The 22,924-nt window shown below is 60.9% G+C and carries 18 protein-coding genes; 10 read left to right on the top strand and 8 right to left on the bottom strand.

Features of this window, described 5'->3' with window-relative positions; genetic code table 11:
* Positions 1–267: 267 nt before the first annotated feature.
* The 3 genes from FTE24_RS15730 to FTE24_RS15720 all read right to left on the bottom strand — a co-directional run bounded on the left by FTE24_RS15730 (position 268) and on the right by FTE24_RS15720 (position 2,638).
* On the bottom strand, positions 268–1,260 hold the full coding sequence (locus FTE24_RS15730; protein WP_150234116.1) for a catalase family peroxidase: 993 nt from the start codon (positions 1,258–1,260) through the stop codon (positions 268–270).
* Positions 1,261–1,533: 273 nt separating this feature from the next.
* The gene (locus FTE24_RS15725; protein ID WP_150234115.1) at positions 1,534–1,827 is read right to left on the bottom strand and encodes a putative quinol monooxygenase; all 294 of its coding nucleotides are present in this window, start codon (positions 1,825–1,827) and stop codon (positions 1,534–1,536) included.
* A gap of 187 nt (positions 1,828–2,014) precedes the next feature.
* Positions 2,015–2,638 (bottom strand): DedA family protein, encoded by a 624-nt coding sequence (locus tag FTE24_RS15720; protein WP_141447637.1) that lies wholly within the window; start codon positions 2,636–2,638, stop codon positions 2,015–2,017.
* Positions 2,639–2,957: 319 nt separating this feature from the next.
* Between FTE24_RS15720 and FTE24_RS15715 the strand changes: the two genes are divergently transcribed.
* Together FTE24_RS15715 and FTE24_RS15710 are read left to right on the top strand one after the other, a co-directional pair.
* Complete coding sequence (locus tag FTE24_RS15715; RefSeq protein ID WP_150234113.1) at positions 2,958–3,998, top strand: helix-turn-helix transcriptional regulator; 1,041 nt, start codon at positions 2,958–2,960, stop codon at positions 3,996–3,998.
* 83 nt (positions 3,999–4,081) lie between these two features.
* On the top strand, positions 4,082–4,693 hold the full coding sequence (locus FTE24_RS15710; RefSeq protein WP_150234110.1) for a GyrI-like domain-containing protein: 612 nt from the start codon (positions 4,082–4,084) through the stop codon (positions 4,691–4,693).
* Between the two features lie 219 nt (positions 4,694–4,912).
* Here the strand turns inward: FTE24_RS15710 and FTE24_RS15705 are convergent, their stop codons facing one another.
* The gene (locus FTE24_RS15705; RefSeq protein ID WP_150234108.1) at positions 4,913–7,579 is read right to left on the bottom strand and encodes a DUF4084 domain-containing protein; all 2,667 of its coding nucleotides are present in this window, start codon (positions 7,577–7,579) and stop codon (positions 4,913–4,915) included.
* Between the two features lie 187 nt (positions 7,580–7,766).
* Here FTE24_RS15705 and FTE24_RS15700 point away from each other — a divergent pair, with 187 nt between their 5' ends.
* From FTE24_RS15700 to ypfJ, 3 genes are all read left to right on the top strand, one after another.
* Positions 7,767–9,329 carry a sigma-70 family RNA polymerase sigma factor gene (locus FTE24_RS15700; RefSeq protein ID WP_150234106.1) on the top strand — a complete coding sequence of 521 codons (1,563 nt, stop codon included), beginning with the start codon at positions 7,767–7,769 and terminating at the stop codon, positions 9,327–9,329.
* A gap of 229 nt (positions 9,330–9,558) precedes the next feature.
* Positions 9,559–10,449 (top strand): EcsC family protein, encoded by an 891-nt coding sequence (locus FTE24_RS15695; RefSeq protein WP_150234104.1) that lies wholly within the window; start codon positions 9,559–9,561, stop codon positions 10,447–10,449.
* A gap of 269 nt (positions 10,450–10,718) precedes the next feature.
* Positions 10,719–11,585: a KPN_02809 family neutral zinc metallopeptidase gene (ypfJ, locus tag FTE24_RS15690; RefSeq protein WP_150234102.1), complete on the top strand. Its 867-nt coding sequence runs from the start codon at positions 10,719–10,721 to the stop codon at positions 11,583–11,585.
* 549 nt (positions 11,586–12,134) lie between these two features.
* Here ypfJ and FTE24_RS15685 read toward each other — a convergent pair.
* A complete protein-coding gene (locus FTE24_RS15685) occupies positions 12,135–13,784 on the bottom strand; it encodes a DUF2252 domain-containing protein (RefSeq protein WP_337190061.1) in 1,650 nt (549 codons plus the stop codon).
* 234 nt (positions 13,785–14,018) lie between these two features.
* Between FTE24_RS15685 and FTE24_RS15680 the strand changes: the two genes are divergently transcribed.
* Positions 14,019–14,375: a nucleotide excision repair endonuclease gene (locus tag FTE24_RS15680; protein WP_141447630.1), complete on the top strand. Its 357-nt coding sequence runs from the start codon at positions 14,019–14,021 to the stop codon at positions 14,373–14,375.
* Between the two features lie 163 nt (positions 14,376–14,538).
* Here the strand turns inward: FTE24_RS15680 and udk are convergent, their stop codons facing one another.
* The gene (gene udk / locus FTE24_RS15675) at positions 14,539–15,177 is read right to left on the bottom strand and encodes a uridine kinase (protein WP_150234100.1); all 639 of its coding nucleotides are present in this window, start codon (positions 15,175–15,177) and stop codon (positions 14,539–14,541) included.
* Positions 15,178–15,422: 245 nt separating this feature from the next.
* Between udk and FTE24_RS23580 the strand changes: the two genes are divergently transcribed.
* The 4 genes from FTE24_RS23580 (at position 15,423) to FTE24_RS15655 (ending at position 20,334) form a co-directional block, all read left to right on the top strand.
* Positions 15,423–16,817 carry a diguanylate cyclase gene (locus FTE24_RS23580; RefSeq protein WP_150234098.1) on the top strand — a complete coding sequence of 465 codons (1,395 nt, stop codon included), beginning with the start codon at positions 15,423–15,425 and terminating at the stop codon, positions 16,815–16,817.
* A 186-nt stretch (positions 16,818–17,003) separates the two neighbouring features.
* Positions 17,004–17,912 (top strand): methyl-accepting chemotaxis protein, encoded by a 909-nt coding sequence (locus FTE24_RS15665; protein WP_150234096.1) that lies wholly within the window; start codon positions 17,004–17,006, stop codon positions 17,910–17,912.
* Between the two features lie 338 nt (positions 17,913–18,250).
* Complete coding sequence (locus tag FTE24_RS15660; protein ID WP_237401783.1) at positions 18,251–19,132, top strand: methyl-accepting chemotaxis protein; 882 nt, start codon at positions 18,251–18,253, stop codon at positions 19,130–19,132.
* Positions 19,133–19,341: 209 nt separating this feature from the next.
* Positions 19,342–20,334, top strand: a complete 993-nt coding sequence (locus FTE24_RS15655) for an LLM class flavin-dependent oxidoreductase (protein WP_150234092.1) — start codon at positions 19,342–19,344, stop codon at positions 20,332–20,334.
* 246 nt (positions 20,335–20,580) lie between these two features.
* Here the strand turns inward: FTE24_RS15655 and FTE24_RS15650 are convergent, their stop codons facing one another.
* Together FTE24_RS15650 and FTE24_RS15645 are read right to left on the bottom strand one after the other, a co-directional pair.
* A complete protein-coding gene (locus tag FTE24_RS15650; protein WP_150234091.1) occupies positions 20,581–21,357 on the bottom strand; it encodes a sporulation protein in 777 nt (258 codons plus the stop codon).
* A gap of 92 nt (positions 21,358–21,449) precedes the next feature.
* A complete protein-coding gene (locus tag FTE24_RS15645) occupies positions 21,450–22,847 on the bottom strand; it encodes a hydroxysqualene dehydroxylase (RefSeq protein ID WP_237401782.1) in 1,398 nt (465 codons plus the stop codon).
* Between the last annotated feature and the right edge of the window lie 77 nt (positions 22,848–22,924).

Below are 22,924 nucleotides of genomic sequence, written 5' to 3'. Positions count from 1 at the left end.
CGGATATTCTCGTCTTTGGGCAAATTAGTTGTTCTCTCGCACCTATTTCGCGATTTGCGGCTTTTTGGAGCCGAATAACTGCAGCTGTGCACTTAATTCGAAAACGCCGGCTGTTCAGGCGATCGGATAGCTGACAAACGGCGGACGATGTGCCTGATGCGCCGCCGCGAAAAGGCCCGAACCGCGATACATGCGCGGCTCGGGCTCCAACTTGGCGTCCGTCTCCAGTGCTCAATACTCGCCCTGCGCTCAATGCCCGCCCTGCGCTCAATGCCCGCCGCTGCGGCGTTTCAAAGATTCCGCGTACGTGTCGCGGCGGAAGTTCAGGATCGGGTCATCGGACAGGGCGATTCCGTCCGGGACGGCGGTCGGGTCCATGATCAGTCCCGGTGGCTCGGCGATCGGTTCCAGCAGCACGAGGCGGCCGGCGTCGATCCGTTTGCGGTCGCTTGGCCAGCGCTTGGTCGGATCGTTCGTCGGGTCGCCTTCTTCGCCGAAGACGATATTCAGCTTGAACGACGGCGGATGTGCGAGCATACGCAGTTCGAGTTCGCGTTCCAGGTAGTCGTCGGGCATGGCGGCCGCGTCGTGGATCGACAGCGTCTGCACGCCGAGGTCGGGAATCCATTCGAACTTGACCGGCCGGCGGCGTCCTTCCGAATCGACGAGAATATAGACGTGAATGCAGTAATAGAGGTTGGTGGCGTAGCTGGCCGGCGGCTTGAGACGCTTGAGCGCCAGCAGGCTCTGCCGGCTCTCGCCGAAGTGGCGGGCGAAGCGGCGCAGCGCTTCCGCTTTGGGCATCTTGCCGGCTTTGGTGCGGTTGAGCGTCGTCAGCATTTCCATAAAAGATTCCGGCGTCCGGGCAAAAAAGACCGGAACGGTGACGCCCACCATATTGGTGTGGCCGCCTTCCGGCAGCATAAACTGGACGGCCATGCCTTTGGCCGGCGATAACAGGTCGGCCAGCGCCGGATCGGTCGAGCTGCCGGAGAAGCGGACGATCGTCTTGATCTCGCGCTCCTGCAAATGCGCGGCGGTCGTGTACGGGGCGGCTTTGCCGCTCGGGAGAAAAGAAGCCCGGCAGCAAAAGCCGCGCGCATGGGCGCGCCGGTAGCCGGGATGGACGCCGGAGACGTGTTCGAGTTCGTCGACGGCTTCTTCGGCCGCCGTGACGTATAGGGAATCGGATGTACCGGAAGCCTCGTTCGCGCCGCCGGATAAGCCGTTTGCTTGATGATTTTCAGTTTCGCTGAACATAGCGGTCGTTCACCTCTCGCTTCCTGTCGCTGCCGGAGAGCACACAGCCTGTGCCGCTCCCCGGCCCTTCTCTTTTCTATACCCGAGAATTCGGCAAATAGAATCGCCCTTCGCCGGATTCGGCAAAGGGCGGTTTGGTCGGTTGGACACCGGAATTCAAACGGTCGACTTTTTCGCCGACCGATTCTTCCTTCCGATTCCAGAAGAGGATGTTGGAGCCTGCTGCCTCTCAATCCGTTTCACATGATCGGAATGCAGCTTACCCCAACAAGATCAGCCCGTAATCGGCTGCAGCCGGTATACCTCGCGGCTCTCGATCAGCGGTTCCGTCGCCCGTCGGTATTCGCGGTAATGCTCGCTGTCCAGATGCGCCTGAACGGCCGCCGCGTTCTCCCAACGCTCGTAGAAGACGAAAGTGAGCGGATCTTCGGTCGATTCGTTCAACACGTATTCGACGCATCCCTGCTCCGTCCTCGTCGGACCGACGACTTTGATTAACTCGCCTCTTAGCTCGTGCTCTGTTCCGGGTTTGGCTTTGAGTATGGCCGTGATCGTGATTTCTTCCATTTTGAAAACCCCTTAGTATCGAAAATTGAGAGAGCCTATGGCCATTTAATTTGCAGCCGCCGCGTCGAAAATTGAGAAAGCCTATGGCCCCTTAATTTGCAGACGCCGCGCTAAGCGACATCTTTTAATCCTTAATCTTTAATCTTTAATCCTTACTCTTTTAGAACTTTACCCTTTCCGTCCCCTTTCAAGACTCGCTTTTCGCCCCCCGGCTTCTTTTCCAGAAAAAGAATGCCGCTCCTCCGACGACCAGTACGCCGAGGATGACGTAGATCACGTTCGAGAAGACGTCAAGCTGGCCGACTACGCTTTCCCACGATTCGCCGACCGCGCTGCCGATATACGTCAGTACCGTGTTCCACAGCAGCGAGCCGAGCGTTGTGAGCAGCAGGAACGAACCCAGATTCATGCGCACGCTGCCGGCGGGGATCGAGATCAGGCTGCGCACGAGCGGCACGAGGCGGCAGAGGAACACGGCCCATTTGCCAAAACGGTCGAACCAGCCGTAGGCTTTGCCCACGTCTTCTTTTTTGAGCCGGAGCCATTTGCCGCGCTTCTCGATCAGCCGCTCCATGCGGTCCTGCTTCATGACGGCGCCGATCGCGTACAGCGCGACCGCGCCCGCCACGGAGCCGAGCGTCGAAGCGATCACGACTCCGGTAATGTTCATGTCCGTCTGCGTCGTCATGAATCCGCCGAACGTCAGGATGACCTCGGACGGAATCGGCGGGAAAATATTTTCCAGGGCAATCAGCAGAAAAATGCCGAAGTATCCCCAGTCGTTCATGAAGTCGGTAATCCAATTCTCCATTTCGTTCACCTCGGCTGTTGAATTTGAAGGGATTCCGGCTCCCGATACTGCTGTGAAAACGTCGATGACGGCGTCCCGATTCAATATGTAAATATCGATATATTTTCAGAAAAAGAAGAGATATTTTCAATTTTGCTTGCGAGCGTCCGCTTGAGGGCAGGGGCCCGGTACCCGCCGCGATGTCCTCCACCTGATCTTAAAGGATGCGGGAATGCGGTTGCAAGTTTGGCCCGGAAGCCGCAGTATTTCGGACTGGGCGCGAACGTTTGTTTGCCGTAGAATAGAGGAGAGAAGGCTGCGCGAAGAGGAGGAAGAACGTATGAAAATCGACCGTTTGCTGGCGATCACCATTCTGCTGCTGAACCGCAGGCGCATCAGCGCGGGGGAGCTGGCGGAGAGATTCGAAGTCTCGACCAAGACCGTCTACCGGGACATCGAGACGCTGTGCCGCGCCGGGATTCCGATCGTGTCGCATCAGGGCATGAGCGGCGGGTTCGAGCTGATGGAACGCTACACGATCGGGCGGCAGATGCTCAGCTCCGGCGAGATCGAAGCGCTGCGCACGGCGGTAAAAGGCGCGGCCAGCGTTCTCGGGGACCGGACGTTCGCCGATCTGACGGAGAAAGTGCAGGCGCTGCTGGGCAGCGGAAGCGGCCAGGAAGGAGCCGGGACGGGCGTCGTGTTCGACTTCAACCCGTGGGGGCCGAACGGAATGATGCGCGGGCAGGTCGAGATTTTGCGGCAGGCTGCCCGGGAAGCGGTGCGGATGGACATTCGCTACCTGAATATGAACGGGCTGGAGAGCCGGCGCCTTATCGAACCGTCCATGCTGCTGATGAAAGGAAGCGTCTGGTACGTACAGGCGTACTGTCTGCTGCGCAGCGAATTCCGGCTGTTTCGGCTGTCGCGCATACTGGAGCTCAGGGAGACGGGCGAGCCGTTTCTGCCTAAGCCGGCGCCGACGCTCGACGGTTACGCATGGAACGACGACTGGAATCCGCTGCCCCGGATCGAAGTGTCGCTGCGTTTTCGCCCGGAAGTCCGGATTCGCGTGACGGACGAATTCGATCCGGCGAGCATCGAAGAAACGGAAGACGGAAGCGCCCGGGTGCGCACGTCGTTCTCGCGCGACGAATGGTTCTACGGCATGCTGCTCAGCTACGGCGACAAGGTGACGGTCGAATCGCCGCCCGAAGTGCGAAGCGAGCTGCTGCGCCGGGCACGAAGCCTGATCGCCGCTTACGGCGCGGACGCCGACGCCGATGGGAGCGACAGGTCCGGAAGCGAAGGCGAAGCCGGAAAAAGCGTGCCGGATCGCGCGTCGGAGCGGGTATTGGAGCGGGTGTCGGACCGAAAATGAGAAAGTGTCGTCAACATGGACAGCAAGCTGTCCATGTTAGGGGCGTATACTGACGGAAATTGAGTCGAGAGAGGAAGAGGGAAATGGAATCTTTCAATGCGTCAGCCCGTCAGCGTGAGCATGAGGAAGAAGCGGACAGCGGGGCCGTGTACGAGACGCGCAAAGCGTTTGCCCTGACCGGCTTCGCCGCAAGAACGACCAATGCGGCCGAATTCGGTTCGGTCGGCAAAATTCCGGGCTTGTGGCAGACGTACGGACAAAGTTCGCTTGCCGCCGAACCGGGGCCCGAAGTGCTCAATCCGCATCTGCTCTATGCGCTCTATACCGATTACGAGAGCGACGCTTCGGGCGCCTACACGCTCGTGATCGGCCATGAATCCGCCGCCGCTTCGGCCGGATCGCAATCTTCGGCCGTTCGGTCCGAAGCTTCCGAAGCCGCAGCGGAGAGCGGTGAAAGCGGCGCGTTCCGTCTGCCCGAGACGTTCCGGGCGCTGGTGCCGCAGAGCCGCTATCGGGTGTTCAAGACCCGTACAGGCCCGATGGGCGAAGTCGTCGCCGAAGCGTGGGCCGGCATCTGGGCCCATTTCGAACAGTCGGCCGAGCGGCGGACGTATACCGGCGACTTCGAGCTGTACGATACCCGGGGCATGGACCCCGAAGCGGCGGAAGCGCTGATCTATATCGCGGTCGGCTGAACGCTGGGCGCTTGGGCGGAGGTCCCGGTTGGAGCGAAGACCGAGTGCGGAATCGAACGGACGATCGAACCGAAGACGGTGCCGGATATGGGAAAAGAAAAGCGAGACACGAACAACCCCCGCCGGGACCCGGCGGGGGTTGTTCGTTCCGATACGCAGCGAGCGCTTAAAGCCGAAGCCGGCCGACCCGCTCGGAAGCACGCTTATGAGCGGGTCCCGTCACTTCGCCGCGGCGTTCAGCATCGCCCAGATGTCTTCGGGCGGAACCGGGCGGCCGAACAGGAAGCCCTGCATCTCGACGCATTCGATCGTGCGCAGGATCTCGGCCTGGTTCTCGCTTTCGACGCCTTCGGCGATAACGCTCATGTCCAGCGTCCGGGCGAGATCGATAATATGCGAGACGATCTTACGGTTGACCTGGCGGTTCTCCAGCTTGCTCGTGAACTGCCGGGCGATCTTGAGTTTGTCGATCGGGAACGTCTCCAGATAAGACAGGGACGAGTAGCCGGTGCCGAAGTCGTCGATCGACAGCGTCAGACCGAGCTGCTTGAGCGCTTTTAACCGGGCCAACACGAGTTCCGGCTTCTCCAGCGCCGCCGATTCGGTAATTTCGAGATCGAGCAGTTCCGGGCGGAGGCCCACTGCGCTCAGCACGCTTTCGATCTGTTCGACGATATCCGGCCGGTGCAGCTGCCGGGGCGACAAGTTGACGCCTACCTTGATCGGCATGCCGGCGTCGCTCCACTGCTTCGCCTGCCGGCACGCCTGGTTCAGCACCCAATCGCCGATTGCCAGAATATGCCCGCTCTCTTCCGCGATCGGAATGAATTCGACCGGCGAGACAAGTCCCAACTGAGGATGGTTCCAGCGGATCAGCGCTTCGACACCGTTCAACTGCCCGGAAGCGGAATCGATCTGCGGCTGATAATGCAGGAAGAACTGCTCGGCATCCAGCGCAAAGCCCAGATCTTTTTCCAACATGAACTTGCGCGACACGCCCGGATCGGTCTCGCAGTACATCCGGTGATGGCCGCGGCCGCCGTATTTGACCTGGTACAGCGCGATATCTGCCTTTTTCATCAGGCCGACCGCGGTGTCGTCGTCGATCGGATACACCGACAGGCCGATACTCGGCAGCGCGACGATCTCCTGCTCTTCCAGATCGTGCGGAGGCCGGAGCGCTTCCAGAATGCGCTGGGCGGCCGCCCGGACGCCTTCCCGGTCGACGACGCCGCGCAGAATCAGCGTGAACTCGTCGCCGCCCTGGCGCGCGACCGTGTCCGCTTCGCCGATGCAGAGCCGCAGCCGTTCCGCTACGGAGATCAGCAGGCGGTCGCCTACGTCGTGGCCGAGCGTGTCGTTCACGTTTTTGAAGCGGTCGAGGTCGATGAACACGACGGCGAACGTCTCGCCCGACGTGCGCGCTTCCTCGATCGTCCCTTTGAGTTCGGCATCGAACGACGCGCGGTTGGGCAGGCCCGTCAGCGCGTCGTGGTAAGCCAGATAACGAATCTGCTCCTCGTTGCGCTTGTTCTCCGTAATGTCGCGGCCGATGCCGAAAATGCCCACGACGCGGTCGCGCACGCGAATCGGGATATGCGTTACGCTGACGATGCTGATCCGGCCGCTGAGACTGCGGATTTGGCCTTCGTAACGTTCGGACAGCCCGGACTTGGCGGCGCCCATGTAATCGTCCAGGCCGCTGACCGGATCATGCACGAATTCGGTATGGGACCTGCCGATCAGCTGTTCCGGCGCGCAGTCCAGCAGATCCGCGGAAGCCGCGTTTGCGCTGTCGAACTTGCCGTTCGAATCGAGCGAATAGACGGCGTCCGGATGGTATTCGAACATCGATTTGTACCGCTGCTCGCTCAGTTCGAGCTGTTCCGTTTTGCGGTACACGCTGAGCAGCAGTTGGTGATTTTCCAGAATGATCAGCAGCTGCCGCACGATCACGAGCAGGATCGACACGCCCGTTCCGATCGTGAAGGCATCGATGCCGGCGGAGCCCGAGATCATGAAGAAGAACAGGATCATCACGTTCAGGTAAGGCAGCACGATCCGCGGGATGTCGAGCCGTTCGACGCCCGCTTCCGGTACGTCCCGAACCGATTCGGTCTGCGTTTCGGGCTGCTGGATATAGCCGGCGCAGCCGACCAGCAGCAGGCTGAGCATGAAGAACGGATCGACGAAGCTGCCGGAATCGTACGATTCGGCGGACAGCAGGTACAGATAGATCGAATCGACAAACGCCTGGGTCACGAGACCGGCGAAGATAAACACGATCAGGCGTCCGGGGAAAATACGGCGCGCGCCCCAATACAGGCTCATCGCGCCGAACAGCAGCGCCAGATCGGTGATCGGATAAGACAGGTTGACGACCATCGTCAGCGGCGACAGCTTGCCTTCGCGCAGAATCGGCCCGATCAGGTAATGCCAGCTGAACGTGGCGGCGACGGTCATGACGATCAGGATGTCGAACACGAGCTTGAACGCGCCGTAGCTTTTTTTGAGCCGGATGAACGGATAGATGAACGCGGCGAGGTAGCAGACGACCTGAAGAATATAAAAGAAGTCGGTCCAGCCCGGGGAAGGGGGATCGATTCGCAAAAATTTCTCTTCGTACAGCCAGATCAATTCGGCGATAAAATAGCTGAAGCAGCCGATCGACAGCAGCGTCCAGAACGTTCGTTTCTCTCCGAGCGTTCGCCGGGCGGCGCCGGCCAGCCAGAAAGCGGCGATAAGGCTTCCGGTTACGGACAGGAGATTGCCTCCCCACGTCGCGACGTTGTCGTTGTCGGTCCAGATCGCGATCCAGGCATAATACCCGAGCGTGAACAGCAGGACGAATAAAAGGGCGGCGGCAGGTTTGACGGAAATGCGCATGAAGGGTTCCCTCTTTTTTATATAGTTCTTTAGTTCTATGGTTATCATAGTCTATCTCTCTCTTCATCGGTACGAAAAAAAGAAAGATTAGAAAAATATCCTCATGGAAATAAAGGGCGCCATAGTAACCAAAACCGCGCCCAGCGGCACTAATAGGGTGAACGAACGGAGGAGGCCGAGAACGACGATGGAAGATTGGGTGAAAAAAGCACAGGCGGGAGAGCCCGAAGCGTACGAGCGGCTGTTTCGGCAGTTCGGTAAAATGGCCTATGCCGCCGCCTACGAAAAACTGGGCGACGTGCAGGCTGCGGAAGACGCCGTGCAGGAGGCATTCGCGGAAGCGTTCGCCGGACTGCGGGAGCTGGAACGCCCGGAAGCGTTCCCCGGCTGGCTGCGCACGATCGTCAGGCGCCGCGCTTTCCGGATGATCCGGCGCAAAGCGGTACCGACGCTGCCGATCGAAGAGACGACGGCGTTCGCCGACGAAGCGGCGAATACGGAACAGATCGCGCAGCGCAGAGAGCAGCGGCGGGCGCTGTACGATTCGGTGGAACAACTGCCGGGCAGCCAGCGGCTCGCGGTACGCCTGTTTTATTTCGAAGGCTACCGGATTCGGGACATTTCGGCTTTTTTGGGCGTATCGGAATCGGCACTCAAAAAAAGGCTGTTCGACGCCCGCGCCCGGCTCCGGTCGGCGCTGCACGTCTCGGACTTCTCCGCCGCGTTCCACGATCTGTACGAAGGAGGAACAAGCATGCTGCACCTTGTAAACGGAGACCATGCCGCCGAGCGGATACGCGAAGCGGGCATCGAAGGGGACGTGCTCGTCTGGCGGGAACTGTACCCGTTCGGACCGGTCTTTCCCGATATGGAACAAGCGTCGGCGCGTTACGCGCGGGCGGAACATCTGGAGCGGGAGCTGGGCATTCCCCGGCAGACGCTGCTCGGCGGCTGCGCGGAGCAGGAACGCAAACTGCGGGAATTGCAGCAGTACGAAGAAGTCGTGCTGTGGTTCGAGCACGACCTGTTCGACCAGACGATGCTGGCGCTGCTGCTGAACCGGATCGGACGCATGCAAACCGGCAGCGCGCGCATCAGCCTGCTCTGCGTCGGCGCCTTCCCGGGCATCGAGATTTTTCACGGCCTCGGCCAGCTCCGTGCCGACCAGCTCAAGACGCTGTCCGGCACGTGGCAGCCGGTCGGGCCCGAGCAGTACGCGCTCGCGGAGCGGCTGTGGGCGGCCTACAGCTCGCCGAATCCCGAAGACCATGTCCGCTTCCTCGAATCGGACACCGCGGCGCTGCCGTTCGCGCGCGCCGCGTTCGAGGCGCATCTGTCGCGGCTGCCGTCGACCGCGGACGGCCTCGGCGTCATCGAGCGGACCGCGCTCGAAGAAGCGGCCGCCGGCGCCTCTTCGCCCGCCGAGCTGTTCAAGCGCTCGGCGGACCGGCTGGTCGCCCTCGGCCTGGGCGACCTGGAATTCTGGCGGCATCTGGAGCGGATGACCGCCGGCCCTGATCCGCTGCTCGTCGCCGGCGGATCGGGAGCGTTCCCGAAATACGGCTTCTTCGAGCCGGAATTCGGGAACCGGACCTTCGCGCCGTCGGAACTCGGACGGCGCATCCTTGCGGGAGAGACGGCCGCGCCTCGGCCGGTCTCTCCCGCCTGGGCCGGCGGGCTGCGCCTCGCCGGCGAAGCTTCGCCGCGCTGGGATGCCCGCGCGCGGCAGGTGGTGCCGGCCGCGGATTGAGCGGCGCGGCAGCAGCGGCCCTCGGCCGTCCGCCTACCCGCCCGCAGCTCGGCCCGGCGGACCGGGTTCGCCGTTCCCACGCGTTCCTCTGCGGACCTACGGCCGGCCCTGCGTACACTCTGCGCTCCGCCGCCCCGTCGACGCGTCTTTTTTTTCGCATCTTTCTTTTCTGGATCGCGTATAAAGGGTAGTCTAGAAGATACACATCCGAGACCAGGGAGGAACACGCATGACGAACGAACCCGACGAGATCCGTCCGGAGAACGCGGAAGAAGCCGCAGCCGGGCGCGAAGCCGCGCAACCGGCCGTGCCCGACAGCGCCGAACAACTTCGCGCCGCATTGGCGGAGGTGGAGAAATGGATGAAGAGCCAGCGCAAACTGCCGATCTGGGACCGCATCACCCAGATTCCGTTCAAGCTGCTCGACAAAGTCACGCCCAAGTTTATCCACCGCAAGATCGGCAGCCTGCTCGACGAGATGGGCAACTACGTCCAGAACGGCGGCAAATACCTGATCGCGCGGCGGCGCGTGACGGGCATGCTGGAGAATCTGGCACGCAAAAGGCAGCAGCCGGAAGCCGGTCCCTACCCGCTCTCCCTGATGGACGAAGCTTCGTCCCGATTGAGCGCGGAGAGCCGCAATCTCGCTACGGCGCAGGGCGCGACTACGGGGCTTGGCGGAGTATTCACGCTCGCGGCGGACATTCCCGCGGTGCTGGGCCTGTCGCTCAAAGTCATTCAGGAGATCGGCCTCTGCTACGGCTACGACGCCAACGAGAAAGCCGAGCGCGTCTTCGCGATCAAAGTGCTGCAGTTCGCTTCCTCCGACATCGTCGGCAAGCAGGCCGTGCTGGAAGAACTGAATCTCAAAGCCGGCGAAGACGGCAAACTGCCGCCCGCCATCACCGGGATGTCCAAAATCCAGGGCTGGCGCGAAGTCGTGATGACCTACCGGGAGAGCTGGGGCTGGAAAAAGCTGCTTCAGGCCGTCCCGGTCGCGGGTATCGTTTTCGGCGCGTTCGCCAACCGGCAGACGCTCGGCGACGTGTCCGAAGCGGCCGTCATGCTGTATCGCAAGCGGCGCGTGCTGGAGCGGCTGGACGCTCTGGACCGGCAGTAGCCGCAGCGGACGGCGTTGCGTGACGTGCGCGCTCTGGCCGTCCCGGCGGCAAAATCGGCGTTCGGTCCTGGACCGGACGCTTTTTGGCGCGGTTTTTGCCGCGATTCGCGTTGATTGGCGGGCTGCGGGTTAATGGTGTGGAAGAGAGCGAGAACGCAGCCGGCGCATTCACTCGCGGGAACGCGGCGTGCGGCACGTTCGGCGGATCAATCGGGGCGGCGAAGGCGGGCAGCAATCCCGGGCTTCGCCGCGATCAAGGAGGCACATCGATGCAGTGGAAAGGCAGAAAAGCGAGCCGCAACGTGGAAGACCGGCGCGGACAAAGCGGCGGAGGCGGCGCATTGAAAGTAGGCGGCGGCCTCGGAATCGGCGGAATCGTGATTGTCATTATCGTCATGCTGCTCGGCGGCGATCCGGGCAGCCTGCTCGGCGGAGGCGGCTCTTCGACGGACACGGCGCAGACCCAGACGCAGGGAAGTTACCAGGGAACGGCGGAGGAAGAAGAACAGGCCGACTTCGTCTCGGTCGTGCTGGCCGATACGGAAGAAGTGTGGAGCCGGGTATTCCGCGAAAACGGGATGACTTACCGTAATCCGAAGCTCGTCCTGTTTACGGACAGCGTGCAGTCGGCCTGCGGCACGGCCAGTTCCGCCGTCGGGCCGTTCTATTGTCCGGGCGATGAGAAGCTGTATATCGACCTTGACTTTTACGACGAATTGAATCGGCAGTTCAACGCTCCGGGCGACTTTGCGATGGCCTACGTCGTGGCGCACGAGGTCGGTCACCACGTGCAGAACCTGCTCGGCACGAGCGGGAAGGTCGACCAGCTGCGCCGGAAATTGAGCGAAACGGAGTACAACAAGTACTCCGTCAAGCTGGAGCTTCAGGCGGATTATTACGCGGGGGTCTGGGCGCATTACGAACAGGGCCAGAACCTGTTGGAGCAGGGCGACCTGGACGAGGCGCTGACGGCCGCAAGCGCCGTGGGCGACGACAGCATCCAGCTGCAATCGCGGGGCTACGTCGTGCCGGACAGCTTCACGCACGGCACGTCCGAGCAGCGCAAAAGCTGGTTCTACAAAGGCTTCCAGAGCGGCACGATCGAAGGCGGCGATACGTTCGGCGGCAGCTTGTAGGATTTGGGCTGCGTGCGGGCGTGCGACGCGGGTTCGCCCGGGCGTCCGATCCAAATGTTGACTTTTCGTCAGCATTTGGATCGAAAACCCGGCTAATTCGGCAAAATGTTGACTTTATGCACACATTTTTGCCCATACAGCGCCGAAAAGGCTCTATTGAGCGAAAAATGCGCACAAAAAGTCAACTTTCGGAGCGAAGAGGCCCCTTTTGCAGCTAAAATGCTGCCGAAAAGTCAACATTCCAGCTGAAAAAAGCCGGAACAGCTCCATTTCACCATGCGGCCAAGCACCATCCGCGCCGCGTTCGATCCGCCGGATCCGCGATCGACAAAAGAACCTTCATTTCCGCCGCCGGGCGGAAACGAAGGTTCTTTTTGATCGTTCGACTTGCGCGACGAGTCCCGCGGCGGCTGTCTCCGCGCGCAGGGCCGCATCCGCGGTCTTCGGCGGCGCTTTGCGCCTCGAGCGGACCGGGTCGGCGTTTTACAAGCCGCCGCCACCGAGTTGCTCCCGGCTTCCGCTCCGCCACGTCCGGCCGCCAGCCGCCGCTTAGTCCTCTTCGCAAGCTCCGGCCGCGGTCTTCGTCTCGCCTTCCATCGACGGCTCGACCGTCACGCCGTCTTCCACGGCCGGCTCCCGTTCCGCTGCCGCCGTCACGCCGCTGCCGCTCGCCGCTTCGCCTCCGGCCTCACTGCCGCCTTCCGCGCCGCTTCCAGCCGCGCCCGCACCTGCCGCTGCTGCGCCTTTCGCTGCGCTCGCTGCTCTGCTTCCGCCATCCGCGCCATCCGCCTGGCCTTCGCCTCCGGCCTCACTGCCGCTGCCAGCCGTACCCACACCCACCTGCGTCTCCGGGAAGCGCTTCGCGATCCACTCCGTGAACAGCGCGTAATCGCGCTCCACGACGTCGGAGTAAGCGTAGGCGAACTGGGAGATGTGTTTGGAGAACGCGTCGGAGTCGTCGCCCATCGCTTTGGCGATTTCTTTTTCGCTGTGGTAGGGCAGGAGGCCCATGCTGACGTCGAAGTCGGCGCGGGCGTGCATCTTGGCCGTCAGGCGGCCCATCAGCGTCAGGACGCGCTCCATGTCTTCGGTCGTCTTGAGGTCTTCGAGCTTCAGGCGCTTCTTGTACGGCGAACGTTCGCGCGCGTAGAAATGGCGGCCGTCCATCGTCAGGAAACCGAGGTAGGGATCGGCTTCGTGGTGCATCGCCTGCTGCGTCGCGGTGACCCGCTTGCCCTGATGGGAGAACGTGTTCCAGAACGATTCGGAATACGGCATGAAGTAGGCGGGCACCGGTACGCGAACTTCCTTGACTTCGAGCACCGTATCGTCAGAATCGCGGTCGCCCGTCGCTTCGGCCGAGCCGCCTTCGATCAGCACATAGAACCGCGATAGGCCGATCGAAGCGGTGCCGGACCCGCGCTTCACGGCGACGTCCTTGATCCGGTAATGTTCCGCGTCGGGACGGCGGCAGAGCAGCGTGTCCATGTACAGGCTCCAGGACCGCTCCAGCTCCGCGCGTTCCGCCTCGGCCGGTTCGACCAACTCGGCATTTTCGAGGAACGCGCGGCCGCTCTGCATCCGGGCTGTTACTTTTTCCAGAAAATGACCCTGCTGCCGTTTCTCCAGTTTGCGCAGCAGCTTGCGAACCGGGCCTTTGGCGCAGTCGGAATCGACGACGAAGTCGGCCGGATCGTCTTTGCCGCAGGCGAACTTGTCGATTTGCTTATAATACGAACGGATATAATGCGCCGCGGCTTCGACCTGTTCGGTCGGCGTATAGCCGAGCTGGCGCCCGACGAGCACGATGCTTACGGCCATCCGCACGACGTCGTAGAGGTAGGAGCCCACGTATCCTTCGTCGAAATCGTTCACGTCGTAGACGATGCGCCCCGTCTCGCTCTGGAAAGCGCCGAAGTTTTCGAAATGCAGATCGCCCTGCACCCATGTGGGGCGCTCTTTGGGCGTGTGATACGGGAAATATTGGCGCGTTACGTCAAAATAGAACAGGTAAGCGCTACCGCGATAAAAAGAAAACGGGCTCAGCGCCATTTTGCGATATTTCTCGGCCCGTTTGTCGTCATCCAGACTCATCCGTTCCCCGTCGAATTCCTCGAATATCGAAATCAGCGTATCCTGGCGCAGTTTTTTGCGCGTGCGCAGCACGCCTTCGGTGATGCTTGCGTTAACCGTGGACATGAACTTCACTCCTCTGAAATGGAATCCCGGCCGATCCGCCCGGAAGGCGGCCGCCGGGCTGGCGGACGATCTGCTTCTGCATGGAAAAGCATACGCAGCCGCGACGTCCGAAGTTGCGCTTCCCGTTTATTTTCGTGGCGCGCCGGGGAAATGTATGATAGGATGAGCAGCGCCGGACGCGCTTCGCGCAGCCGGCGGGCCACCGCATCATTCGAATAAGAGGACGTGACAAGCATGATTCAAATTACCGTACCGAAGCCGGACGTCGTGATCGAGAAGCAGACGGATCCGCAGCTCAGCCATATTTACGGCTTTACCGATTTCCACCTGATTACGCGGGAAGAAGGCGGCATCTTCATGTTTTACGGCGAGAACGACGAGCTGTTGTTCGTCGGCAAAGCCCGCAAGATCAGACCGCGCATCAAGAAGCATTTTGAAGACAACGTCTCTCCGATGAAGGCTCACCGGGAAGAAGTGCGCCGCATCGAAGTGTGCGTCGTCGCCGATCCGACGGAGCGCGAAATTTACGAGACGTACCTGATCAACAACGGCCGCGCGAAATACAACGTGGACAAAGTCTTTTACAAATAAGGCCGCTACGCGCCGCGCCGAGCCGCCGCTAGGCGCTCAAGAGCCCTATCGATCCGGGTATTGCGCGGCGTCCGGACCCGTTTGATGCCAAAAAAAGCTTATCCTCCGAAGGATAAGCTTTTTTGCTTGGGCTTTGCGGGTGCTGCGGTTCACGAACATGCGGTCAGGAAGAATGGTTCCACTTGTGGTCGCCCGACAGGTATTTCTCCGTCAGGATCGACAGCAGCTGGATACCGACTTCGTTGTGTCCGCCCTCGGGAATGATCAGGTCGGCGTATTTCTTCGACGGTTCGATGAACGCTTCGTGCATCGGCTTGACCGTCGTCAAATATTGGTCGTGCACCGAACGGATATTGCGGCCGCGGTCTTCGATGTCGCGCAGCACGCGGCGCAGGATGCGCACGTCCGGATCCGTGTCGACGAAGACCTTGATGTCGAGCAGGGCGCGCAGATGTTCGTCCGACAGGACGTGCAGCCCTTCGATGATGACGATGTTGTTCGGCTTGAGCTCCACCGTCTTGTCCGCGGAACGCGCGTGCACGGTGAAGTCGTATACCGGAGCGTAAGCCGCCCGGCCTGCCTTGAGGTCGTTCAGGTGCTGAACCATCAGATCGTTGTCGAACGCGAAGGGGTGGTCGTAATTGATCGCTCCGCGCTCCTCGAAGCTTAGCTCCGGATGATCTTTATAATAGTTGTCCTGTGATATGAACGTGACTTTGCCCGCGCCGAGGCGGTCGATGACGGAGCGTGCTACCGTTGTTTTACCGGAACCGGTGCCGCCGGCGATACCAATAATAAGCATGGCGATCGATAAACCTCCCTAGGTTGATGGCCGATTGCAATGTTTGCAATTTCAGTATTGTAGCACAGCGCCGCCTTTTTTTCATCCGATTTTGTCCGATTGTTGCGCCCTTTCGCCGATTTACCGAAAATTTTGCGAACGGCGGTCCCGACACCGGCATAAAACGGATTGCGCACGACCGAATGCGCCGATACAATTGAGAAACGCAAAACCCATACTCAGTCCAAGAACGGGAGGACTTCCCTGTGACCAACCCTACCGGCAGCCGCAGTTTGAGCCGGCTGATCCGCCGCTCCATGAATTCGTCCACGCTGTTCACGATTCTCGTTTTTGCGGTCATCGTCACCATCTTGCTCTCCATCGTTATTCGTCCGCTGGCCCAGCTCGGCGCGCAGCTCGTGGCGCATTCGACGATGCGGGAGATGACGTCGCCGGCGTTCCCGGGCAACCACGGTGTCGAACGCCTCGAAGATCTGTCGCCCGACGCTTCCGGCTTTCAGCGCTGGTGGGAGACGGTCGAGCGGCAGGAGGTCGTCAATTACCGGATTCCGCTGATCGACGGCGACGAGCCGCTCGTCTACGACGAAGGGCGCGAGATGCCGCGCGCGCTGCATACGGTCGACCTGATCGTCGAGCTGGACGGCAGGGAGCTGTATCGCAGCGCCTATCTGTCGCCTTCCGGCACGGCCGAAGAAGCGATCCACGAGCGCAATTGGCTGTACGAATATTTCAACAAACCGTATCTGGCGCCGATCGTGAACGACGAAGGACAGGAGATCGGGCTGATTACGTCCCGGATCTATCCGCCGCTGCTGGTAGAGATCGTAGGTGTCACGGCCGTTCTGATGCTGCTGCTCGGGCTGCTGTGCTTCTACGTCAACTATTTGCTCGGCAAACTGCTGATCGGTCCGATGCAGCGTTCGCTGGGGCAGCTGCGCAACGTGTTTCGCCGCCTGGCGGACGGAGACGTGGACGAGCTGTTCGAGAACGGCGTCCGTATGGACCGCTCGTATTCGGAGATCGAGGAGATCGCCGTCGAAGCGGGCCGGATTATCGACAACACGAAGATGTATATGGGACAGCTGCGCGAGAAGAACGAAGAATTGGAAGCGCAAAAAAGAGTGCTGACGCTGCACGCGACGATCGACGGCCTGACGGGGCTGTTCAACCGGCGGCATTTTCTGGAGCTGCTCGCCGGGCGGCTCGAAGAGCCGGGGCTGACGCTTGTGCTGCTCGATATCGACGATTTCAAGCGAATCAACGACACGTACGGGCATGCGGCGGGCGACGTCATTCTCGAAGGCTTTGCCGGCGTGCTGCGCGAAGCGTTCGGAGGGCAGGCGGTAGCGGGCCGGTTCGGCGGCGAAGAATTCGCCGTCTTCCTGACCGGCGTGTCCGAGTCCGAAGCGCTGGACGGCGCCGAGCGTCTGCGGCAGGCGATCGGATCGGCGCGCTTCGAGCTGCCGCGTCACGGTTCGATCGGCGTGACGTCGAGCATCGGCATGGTCTGGGCGCAGCACAATCGCGGCACTTTCGAAGAACTGTACCAGCTGGCGGATGCCGCGCTGTACGCATCGAAAGCGGCCGGCAAAAATCGGGTGACGCTGGCGGACGATTCGCTGCTGCGCCGCGAAGGGTAACAGCGCGCCGAGTAAAATCTGGATTCCTTTTCAAATTTTGTCCAGAAAATGGGCAGGAATGAGACGGGCTCTCGCCGAATACTTCCATACTCGAACAATTTTCCATGCCGCAGACGCTTTTTTGCCGCCTTGTGCCGCCTATGGAAAATATACTTTGGAATATTGGACGGGAGGACCAGGGGACTCATGAACGGACCAAATGAAGAACAAGTAAGCGACAGTTTCGTCGTCAGGGCGCTGGAAGACAATTTGGCTATCATCCGTTTTGACGTGAGCCGCCGGGTCGTGTACGTAAACGAGAATTTTGCCGCGGTACTGGGCTATTCCAGGGAAGAGATGCTCGGCATGGACCATCGGCGCTTCTGCCTGCCCGAATTCGCCAACAGTTCGGACTACGACCGTTTCTGGCGCGACCTGCTCAACGGGCGTACGTACGAAGACAAGGTCGAGCGAATCACTTCGGCCGGCAAAAGGCTGTGGCTGCAAGCCACGTACATGCCGGTCTTCGGCAGCAATCGCCAGGTGCTCGGCGTGTGCAAGGTCGCGTCGGACATCACCGATCGCATCGTGACCATTTCGACCGTCATGGGCGAGCTGCAGCAGATGTCGGACGGCCTGAACATTCGGGCGGAAGCCGGCATCCAGCGCAGCCACGAACTGCTCGGCAGTATCGAGGAGATCGCCGAAGTGTCGAGCCAGAACATGACGACGCTCGAAAGTTTGCAGGAGCAGGCGGAATCGATTCGCGGCATCGTGAAGACCATTCAGCAGATCGCTTCGCAAACGGGGCTGCTGGCGCTGAATGCGGCGATCGAAGCGGCGCGGGCCGGCGAGCATGGCAAAGGCTTCGACGTCGTGGCCAAGGAAGTGCGGAAGCTGTCCGAACGGGTCGGAGAATCGATCGTCGAAGTGCGGCAAAATATCGAAGGCATCACGCGCGAAGTGAATAACATTACGAAAGGCACGAGCCGGGCGCAGTCCACCGTGTCCAAAAGCCAAAAAGGGATTCGGCTGGCTATCGACGAATTCGCGGATATTTCGGCCGCTTCCGGCGAGCTGGATGCGCAGGCGAAAGAGTTTTCCAAACTGATCTGACCTGAAAAAGAATAAACTTAGCCAAGACCGAATCGAGGATTCGGTCTTTTTGATTATACAAAATTCGACATACTTAAAAAGCAGCCCGAAATCGAAACGATTAGATGGGGTTGATTAGAAAAAAGACCCTCCATATGGAATAAATTTCAAAATAATTCTCTGGAAAATGTCGAATAATATAATATTTAGTCGCCAATGGACGATATAAAGAGTAACGCTTTAGTATTGGGCAAAATTGGATTGACGGGCTTTTAATTTTGGTGCCGCAGCCTAGAAATGAATTTACGGAAAAGGGTGAATCGTCTATGGATCGTATTCGTGTAATGAGAGAAGAAGCAATGGATCAGTTGGTCATCAGTGCCTTGGAGAAAAATTTGGCCTTGATCCGCTTCGATATGAAGCGCCGCGTCGTGTACGTCAATTCCAATTTTGCCCAGGCGATGGGGTACACGGAAGAGCAGATGTTGGGAATGGAACACCGGCAGTTCTGTTTCCCGGAATTTTTGAACAGCTCGGAGTACGAAAAATTTTGGCGCGACCTGATGTCCGGACGGAGTTTTCAGGACAAGGTCGAACGGATGGACGCCCACGGCAAGCGGCTCTGGCTGGAAGCCACGTACATGCCGGTCATCGACAGCAGCGGCAAAGTGCAGGCCGTGTTCAAGGTGGCGACCGACATTACGCGCCGGCAGAACAGCATCGAGGAAGTCGTGACCGAACTGCAGCAGATGTCCGAAGGATTGAATCTGCGGGCGGAATCGGGCATCGTGCGCAGCCACGAACTGCTCAAGAGCATCGAGCGGATCTCGGACGTCTCGGAGAAAAATATCTCGACGCTCGCCAGCTTGCAGGGCCAGGCGGAATCGATTCGCGGCATCGTCCAGACGATTCAGGAAATCGCGTCCCAGACGAGCCTGCTGGCGCTGAACGCGGCGATCGAAGCGGCGCATGCCGGCGAGCATGGCAAAGGCTTCGATATCGTGGCCAAAGAAGTGCGCAAGCTGGCCGGCCGTGTCAGCGAGTCGATCGTCGAAGTGCGCCGCAACATCGAAGGCATCACGAAGGAAGTGTCGAACATTACCGAAGGCACGAACCTGGCGCAGGACAATATCGTCCAGAGCCAGTCGCAGATCCGTACCGCGATGGAAGAGTTCGAAGACATTTCCGCCGCTTCGGAGCAGTTGGACGCGCGCGCGAAAGATTTCAACAATATCATTTGACCCCGGCTTGTGTGGCTGTCCGTTTCGGCGGCGCAAGCGGTCCGGCGGACGAATGTTCGGCGCGCTCTGCATGGGGCTGCCTATCGAATCAGGCTGGGGTACGAAGCTCCGGCTTTTTTGCCATGTCCGTCTTGGGCTTCGCTTCCGCTTATGCCTTATAATGAAGAAGACGCGGATCGGTCAACCGAACGGCGGAAGGAGGAGCAGGGATGAAGCTGTCGATTCTGGATTATTCGGAAATTCGCGAAGGTTCTTCTTCGGAGCAGGCTTTCGGCGAATCGTTGGAACTGGCCCGCAGCGCGGAGCGTTGGGGCTATCACCGTTATTGGGTATCGGAGCATCACGGCAACCGGGTGCTCGCGGGCAGCGCGCCCGAAATTCTCGTCACGGCCGCGGCCGCCTCGCTTCAGGGGCGGATGCGGGTCGGCTCGGGCGGCGTGATGCTGCCGATGCACAGTCCGTTCAAAGTGGCGGAAAATTTCTCCGTCTTGTCTTCGCTCTACCCGGGCCGTATCGATCTCGGCGTCGGGCGCTCGACGGGAGGGCGGGCCGAGACGTCCGCCGCCCTGCTGGACGGCCGCAGCGGCTCGTTCCGGCAGTATCCGGAACAGGTGGCGCGGCTGGCGGCCCATATTCGCGGCACCGCCGGCGCCGCGGTCAAGCCGCGCCCGCAGACGCCGCCGGAGCTGTGGCTGCTCGGCTCCAGCGAAGGCGGCGCGCAGATCGCCGCGGCGAACGGCATGGGCCTGGCGTTCGGCCATTTCGTTCGCGGCCGCGCCGGCCGCGAAGCGGTGCGAGCGTACCGCGAACGCTTCGTGCCTGCTACGGGCAGCGAACGCCCGCGGGTGCTGGTGTCGCTGTTTGCCGTGTGCGGCCGCGACGAAGCGGAAGCGCAGCGGCTCGCCGCCGCGTTCGACGATTACCTGCTCGATATCGGCGAAGGCGGCCGGCTGGACCGCGTGCCTTCGCTCGCGGAGATCGCTTCGCGCGTCTATACGCCGGAGCAGCAGGCCAAGATCGCGGCCGGACGCGTGCGCATGGTCGTCGGCGATCCGGCCGGCGTGCGGCGCCAGCTGATCGCGCTCGCGGATCTGTACGAAGCGGACGAAGTGATGCTGGCGACGGTCTCGCCCGACTTCGAAGCGAAGCTGCGCATGTACGAGCTGCTCGCGGACGCGTTCCGGCTGGAGCGCCGGGGTTGAGCCTGCGTGCCGGCTGCAACTTCGCGTCCGATTGCGTCCGATCGCGTCCGGCGCCGCTCGGGCCGCAAATTCCGTATCCGATACAAGGCGCACGCCGCTAAAAGTGTATGCCGCCAAAAGGCGCGCATCGCAAAAAGGCGCGCATCGCAAAAAGGCGCGCATCGCAAAAAGGACCGCCCCCAATAGGGGCGGTCCTTTGCCGTCCGGACGGAAACGGAATCCGTCCGGCGCGCTTGTCCGCGCAGCTTAACGCGCGTACCGCGCAATCGTGTTTTCCAGCAGGTCCGCGACGGCGTGCGGGCCGCGGCTCAGGTCGCTGCGGGACAGGTGCAGGCGAACGAGGCTCTCGTCCGTGCCCATCGCTTCGGAGAAAAATCCGCCGAGGCCGCGGGCGCGGCGGTCGATTTCGAGCATCAGTTCGAGTTCGCCGTTATTTTGGCGGAACAGCACTTCGAGTTCGTCGAGCTGGCCGCGGAATTTGGTCGTCGGCACGTATTCGAACTCCTGCACGAACGGCAGCGGGGCGCCGAGGCGCGGCGCGTAATCGTTCGTCACTTCGCGCAGGCGGAAGCCCAGCAGTTCGACCGCGTCCAGCGCGATCTGGATCTCGTCGCTCGGCGTTACGTTCAGCGCGTCGCGGTCGGTGGCGTCGGCGGCGCTCGGAATATCGAGGCCGGTCTCGACCCATACGCCGGAGCTGCGCAGCGTGATCGGCACGTATTCCGGCAGCGTGAAGCGGAACGGAATCTGCTTGCGTTCGCCGGCGCGCAGCGTGAACCGGTCGGTCAGCAGGAACTTGGTAATCGTGACCGTCTCGCTGTGCTTGCGGTCGTCGCGCTCGCGGATATATTCCGACTTGATGAACAGATAGATACGGTCGACCTGCTGCTCGACCTGACCGCCTTCGATATGCACGATACCCGAGATGTCGCCGCCGACCGGCACCTGCGCCGTGTCGAGCACCGTATCCACCTTGGCATTACCGATTCCGACGCTGGCCAGCATTTTTTTGAAAAAAGACATGAATGTTCACCCTCCGTTTGATTGATGCCAACTATACGCGGCGTGCGGAATGCGGTTTCGTTTTGCCGTCAAAAATTTCGGGCCGGGCCGGTTTATGCTTTCAAAATGCCTCTCGCCGCGCGCTGGCCGGAGATGACCGCGCCTTCCATCGTCGCCAGAAACGGCTGCTTCGTATAATCGCCGGCGAGGAACAAGCCCGGGATCGGGGTGACCTGCTTGGGCCGCTTTTTCTCGCTGCCGGGCGACAGGCGGTAGAAGTTCTCGTCGCCGCGGATAATGCGGTAGTCCATCGCGCTGTCGACGCCGTTCAGCCCGATTGCTTTGAGGCTCTCGACGGTGCGCTGCCACACTTCTTCTTCCGGCAGGTCGACCAGCGAGTCGGGATCGACGAGAATGATCGACGTCCGCCCGTCCTTGCCGCGGAACGTCGTGCGGGACTGCTCGCCGAACGAGCCGAGCTGCGTGCCGGGTCCGAACGTCGTCCGGTCCTGCGCCAGCAGCGGCTGCTGCAGTTCGAACTGCGCCGTCACGTGCGGCATGGCGTCCAGTTCGAAGAACGGCTGGAACGCCGACACGGCCGAGAAATGTTCGGCCAGCAGCTTCTGCGAGCGGCGGATATTGGCGGCCACGACGACGTTCGCCGACAGCAGCCGTTCCCCGTTTTCGAGTTCGACGCCGATCACGGTCTCCTTTTCCACGATCAGGCTCTTGACCGGCGCCGACGTGCGCACCGTTCCGCCGAGCCGCTCGATCGCATCCGCCAGCGGCCGGCACATGACGTCGGTCATGCCGCCGCTGAACGCGCCGATCCGCATTTTGTGCAGGCGCGGAATGCCCGGGGCGAACAGGCCGAAGAAAGCGTAGGACGAATACTGCTCGGGCGGCAGGAAGAAGATGCCCGACGACAGCGGCTGCAAGATGCGGTCCAGCGCCTGCTGCGTCACGTGATGGCGTTCGGCGTAGTCTTTGAGCGAAATCTCGTCAAGGTCTTCGGGATTGGCCAAATAATCTTTGAACCCGGCTGCGAAAAACGAAATCAGCGACGCTTTGTCGGCCGGCGTGAGATAGCTGTTGTTGTCGAGCGCGCCGAGTACCGTTTTGAGCGGAGCCCGGATCACGTCGAGCCCGAATTCGCCGGATTCTTTGGCTTCCGGGTGCCGGGCTTCCATCGTTTTTTCCCAAAAGAGCATGTCGTTCAGTTCGATGCCGGCGCGTTCGAGCAGCTCGGGCAGCAGCGTGTAATAGCCGATAAATTTGTGGAAGCCGGATTCGACCTCCATGCCGTGTTCGTTCCAGTTGGCCGTGCGTCCTCCCACGTACGGGGCGGCTTCCAGCACGAGCACGGATTTGCCTTTTTCGGCCAGTTCGAATCCGCAGGTCAAGCCGGCCAGGCCGGCGCCAATCACGATCGTCAACGGTTTGGACGGAACATTCGGAGTGTGCGACAAGTGATTTTCCTCGCTTTCGGTTTGGGAGTTCATACGTTCCATTACCCGCTTCTCGCAGACTTGCGCTTGACTCTCGGGTTTACCTGAGGGTTTAGGCTAGCCTCAGACGAAGCGGAACA

The sequence above is a fragment of the Saccharibacillus sp. WB 17 genome (genome assembly GCF_008634075.2).
GTDB lineage: Bacteria > Bacillota > Bacilli > Paenibacillales > Paenibacillaceae > Saccharibacillus > Saccharibacillus brassicae.
This window is presented reverse-complemented; position numbering and strand designations above follow the sequence as displayed.

Bases quoted from the DNA above. Each gene is read 5' to 3' on its own strand.
- FTE24_RS15700 (WP_150234106.1), top strand. From the start codon at position 7,767: ATGGAAGATTGGGTGAAAAAAGCACAGGCGGGAGAGCCCGAAGCGTAC.
- udk (WP_150234100.1), bottom strand. From the start codon at position 15,177: ATGCTTATTATTGGTATCGCCGGCGGCACCGGTTCCGGTAAAACAACG.
- FTE24_RS15660 (WP_237401783.1), top strand. From the start codon at position 18,251: ATGGATCAGTTGGTCATCAGTGCCTTGGAGAAAAATTTGGCCTTGATC.
- FTE24_RS15695 (WP_150234104.1), top strand. From the start codon at position 9,559: ATGACGAACGAACCCGACGAGATCCGTCCGGAGAACGCGGAAGAAGCC.
- FTE24_RS15725 (WP_150234115.1), bottom strand. From the start codon at position 1,827: ATGGAAGAAATCACGATCACGGCCATACTCAAAGCCAAACCCGGAACA.
- FTE24_RS15705 (WP_150234108.1), bottom strand. From the start codon at position 7,579: ATGCGCATTTCCGTCAAACCTGCCGCCGCCCTTTTATTCGTCCTGCTG.
- FTE24_RS15650 (WP_150234091.1), bottom strand. From the start codon at position 21,357: ATGTCTTTTTTCAAAAAAATGCTGGCCAGCGTCGGAATCGGTAATGCC.
- FTE24_RS15720 (WP_141447637.1), bottom strand. From the start codon at position 2,638: ATGGAGAATTGGATTACCGACTTCATGAACGACTGGGGATACTTCGGC.
- FTE24_RS15645 (WP_237401782.1), bottom strand. From the start codon at position 22,847: ATGGAACGTATGAACTCCCAAACCGAAAGCGAGGAAAATCACTTGTCG.
- FTE24_RS15715 (WP_150234113.1), top strand. From the start codon at position 2,958: ATGAAAATCGACCGTTTGCTGGCGATCACCATTCTGCTGCTGAACCGC.
- FTE24_RS15730 (WP_150234116.1), bottom strand. From the start codon at position 1,260: ATGTTCAGCGAAACTGAAAATCATCAAGCAAACGGCTTATCCGGCGGC.
- FTE24_RS15655 (WP_150234092.1), top strand. From the start codon at position 19,342: ATGAAGCTGTCGATTCTGGATTATTCGGAAATTCGCGAAGGTTCTTCT.
- FTE24_RS15665 (WP_150234096.1), top strand. From the start codon at position 17,004: ATGAACGGACCAAATGAAGAACAAGTAAGCGACAGTTTCGTCGTCAGG.
- FTE24_RS15685 (WP_337190061.1), bottom strand. From the start codon at position 13,784: ATGTCCACGGTTAACGCAAGCATCACCGAAGGCGTGCTGCGCACGCGC.
- FTE24_RS15680 (WP_141447630.1), top strand. From the start codon at position 14,019: ATGATTCAAATTACCGTACCGAAGCCGGACGTCGTGATCGAGAAGCAG.
- ypfJ (WP_150234102.1), top strand. From the start codon at position 10,719: ATGCAGTGGAAAGGCAGAAAAGCGAGCCGCAACGTGGAAGACCGGCGC.
- FTE24_RS15710 (WP_150234110.1), top strand. From the start codon at position 4,082: ATGGAATCTTTCAATGCGTCAGCCCGTCAGCGTGAGCATGAGGAAGAA.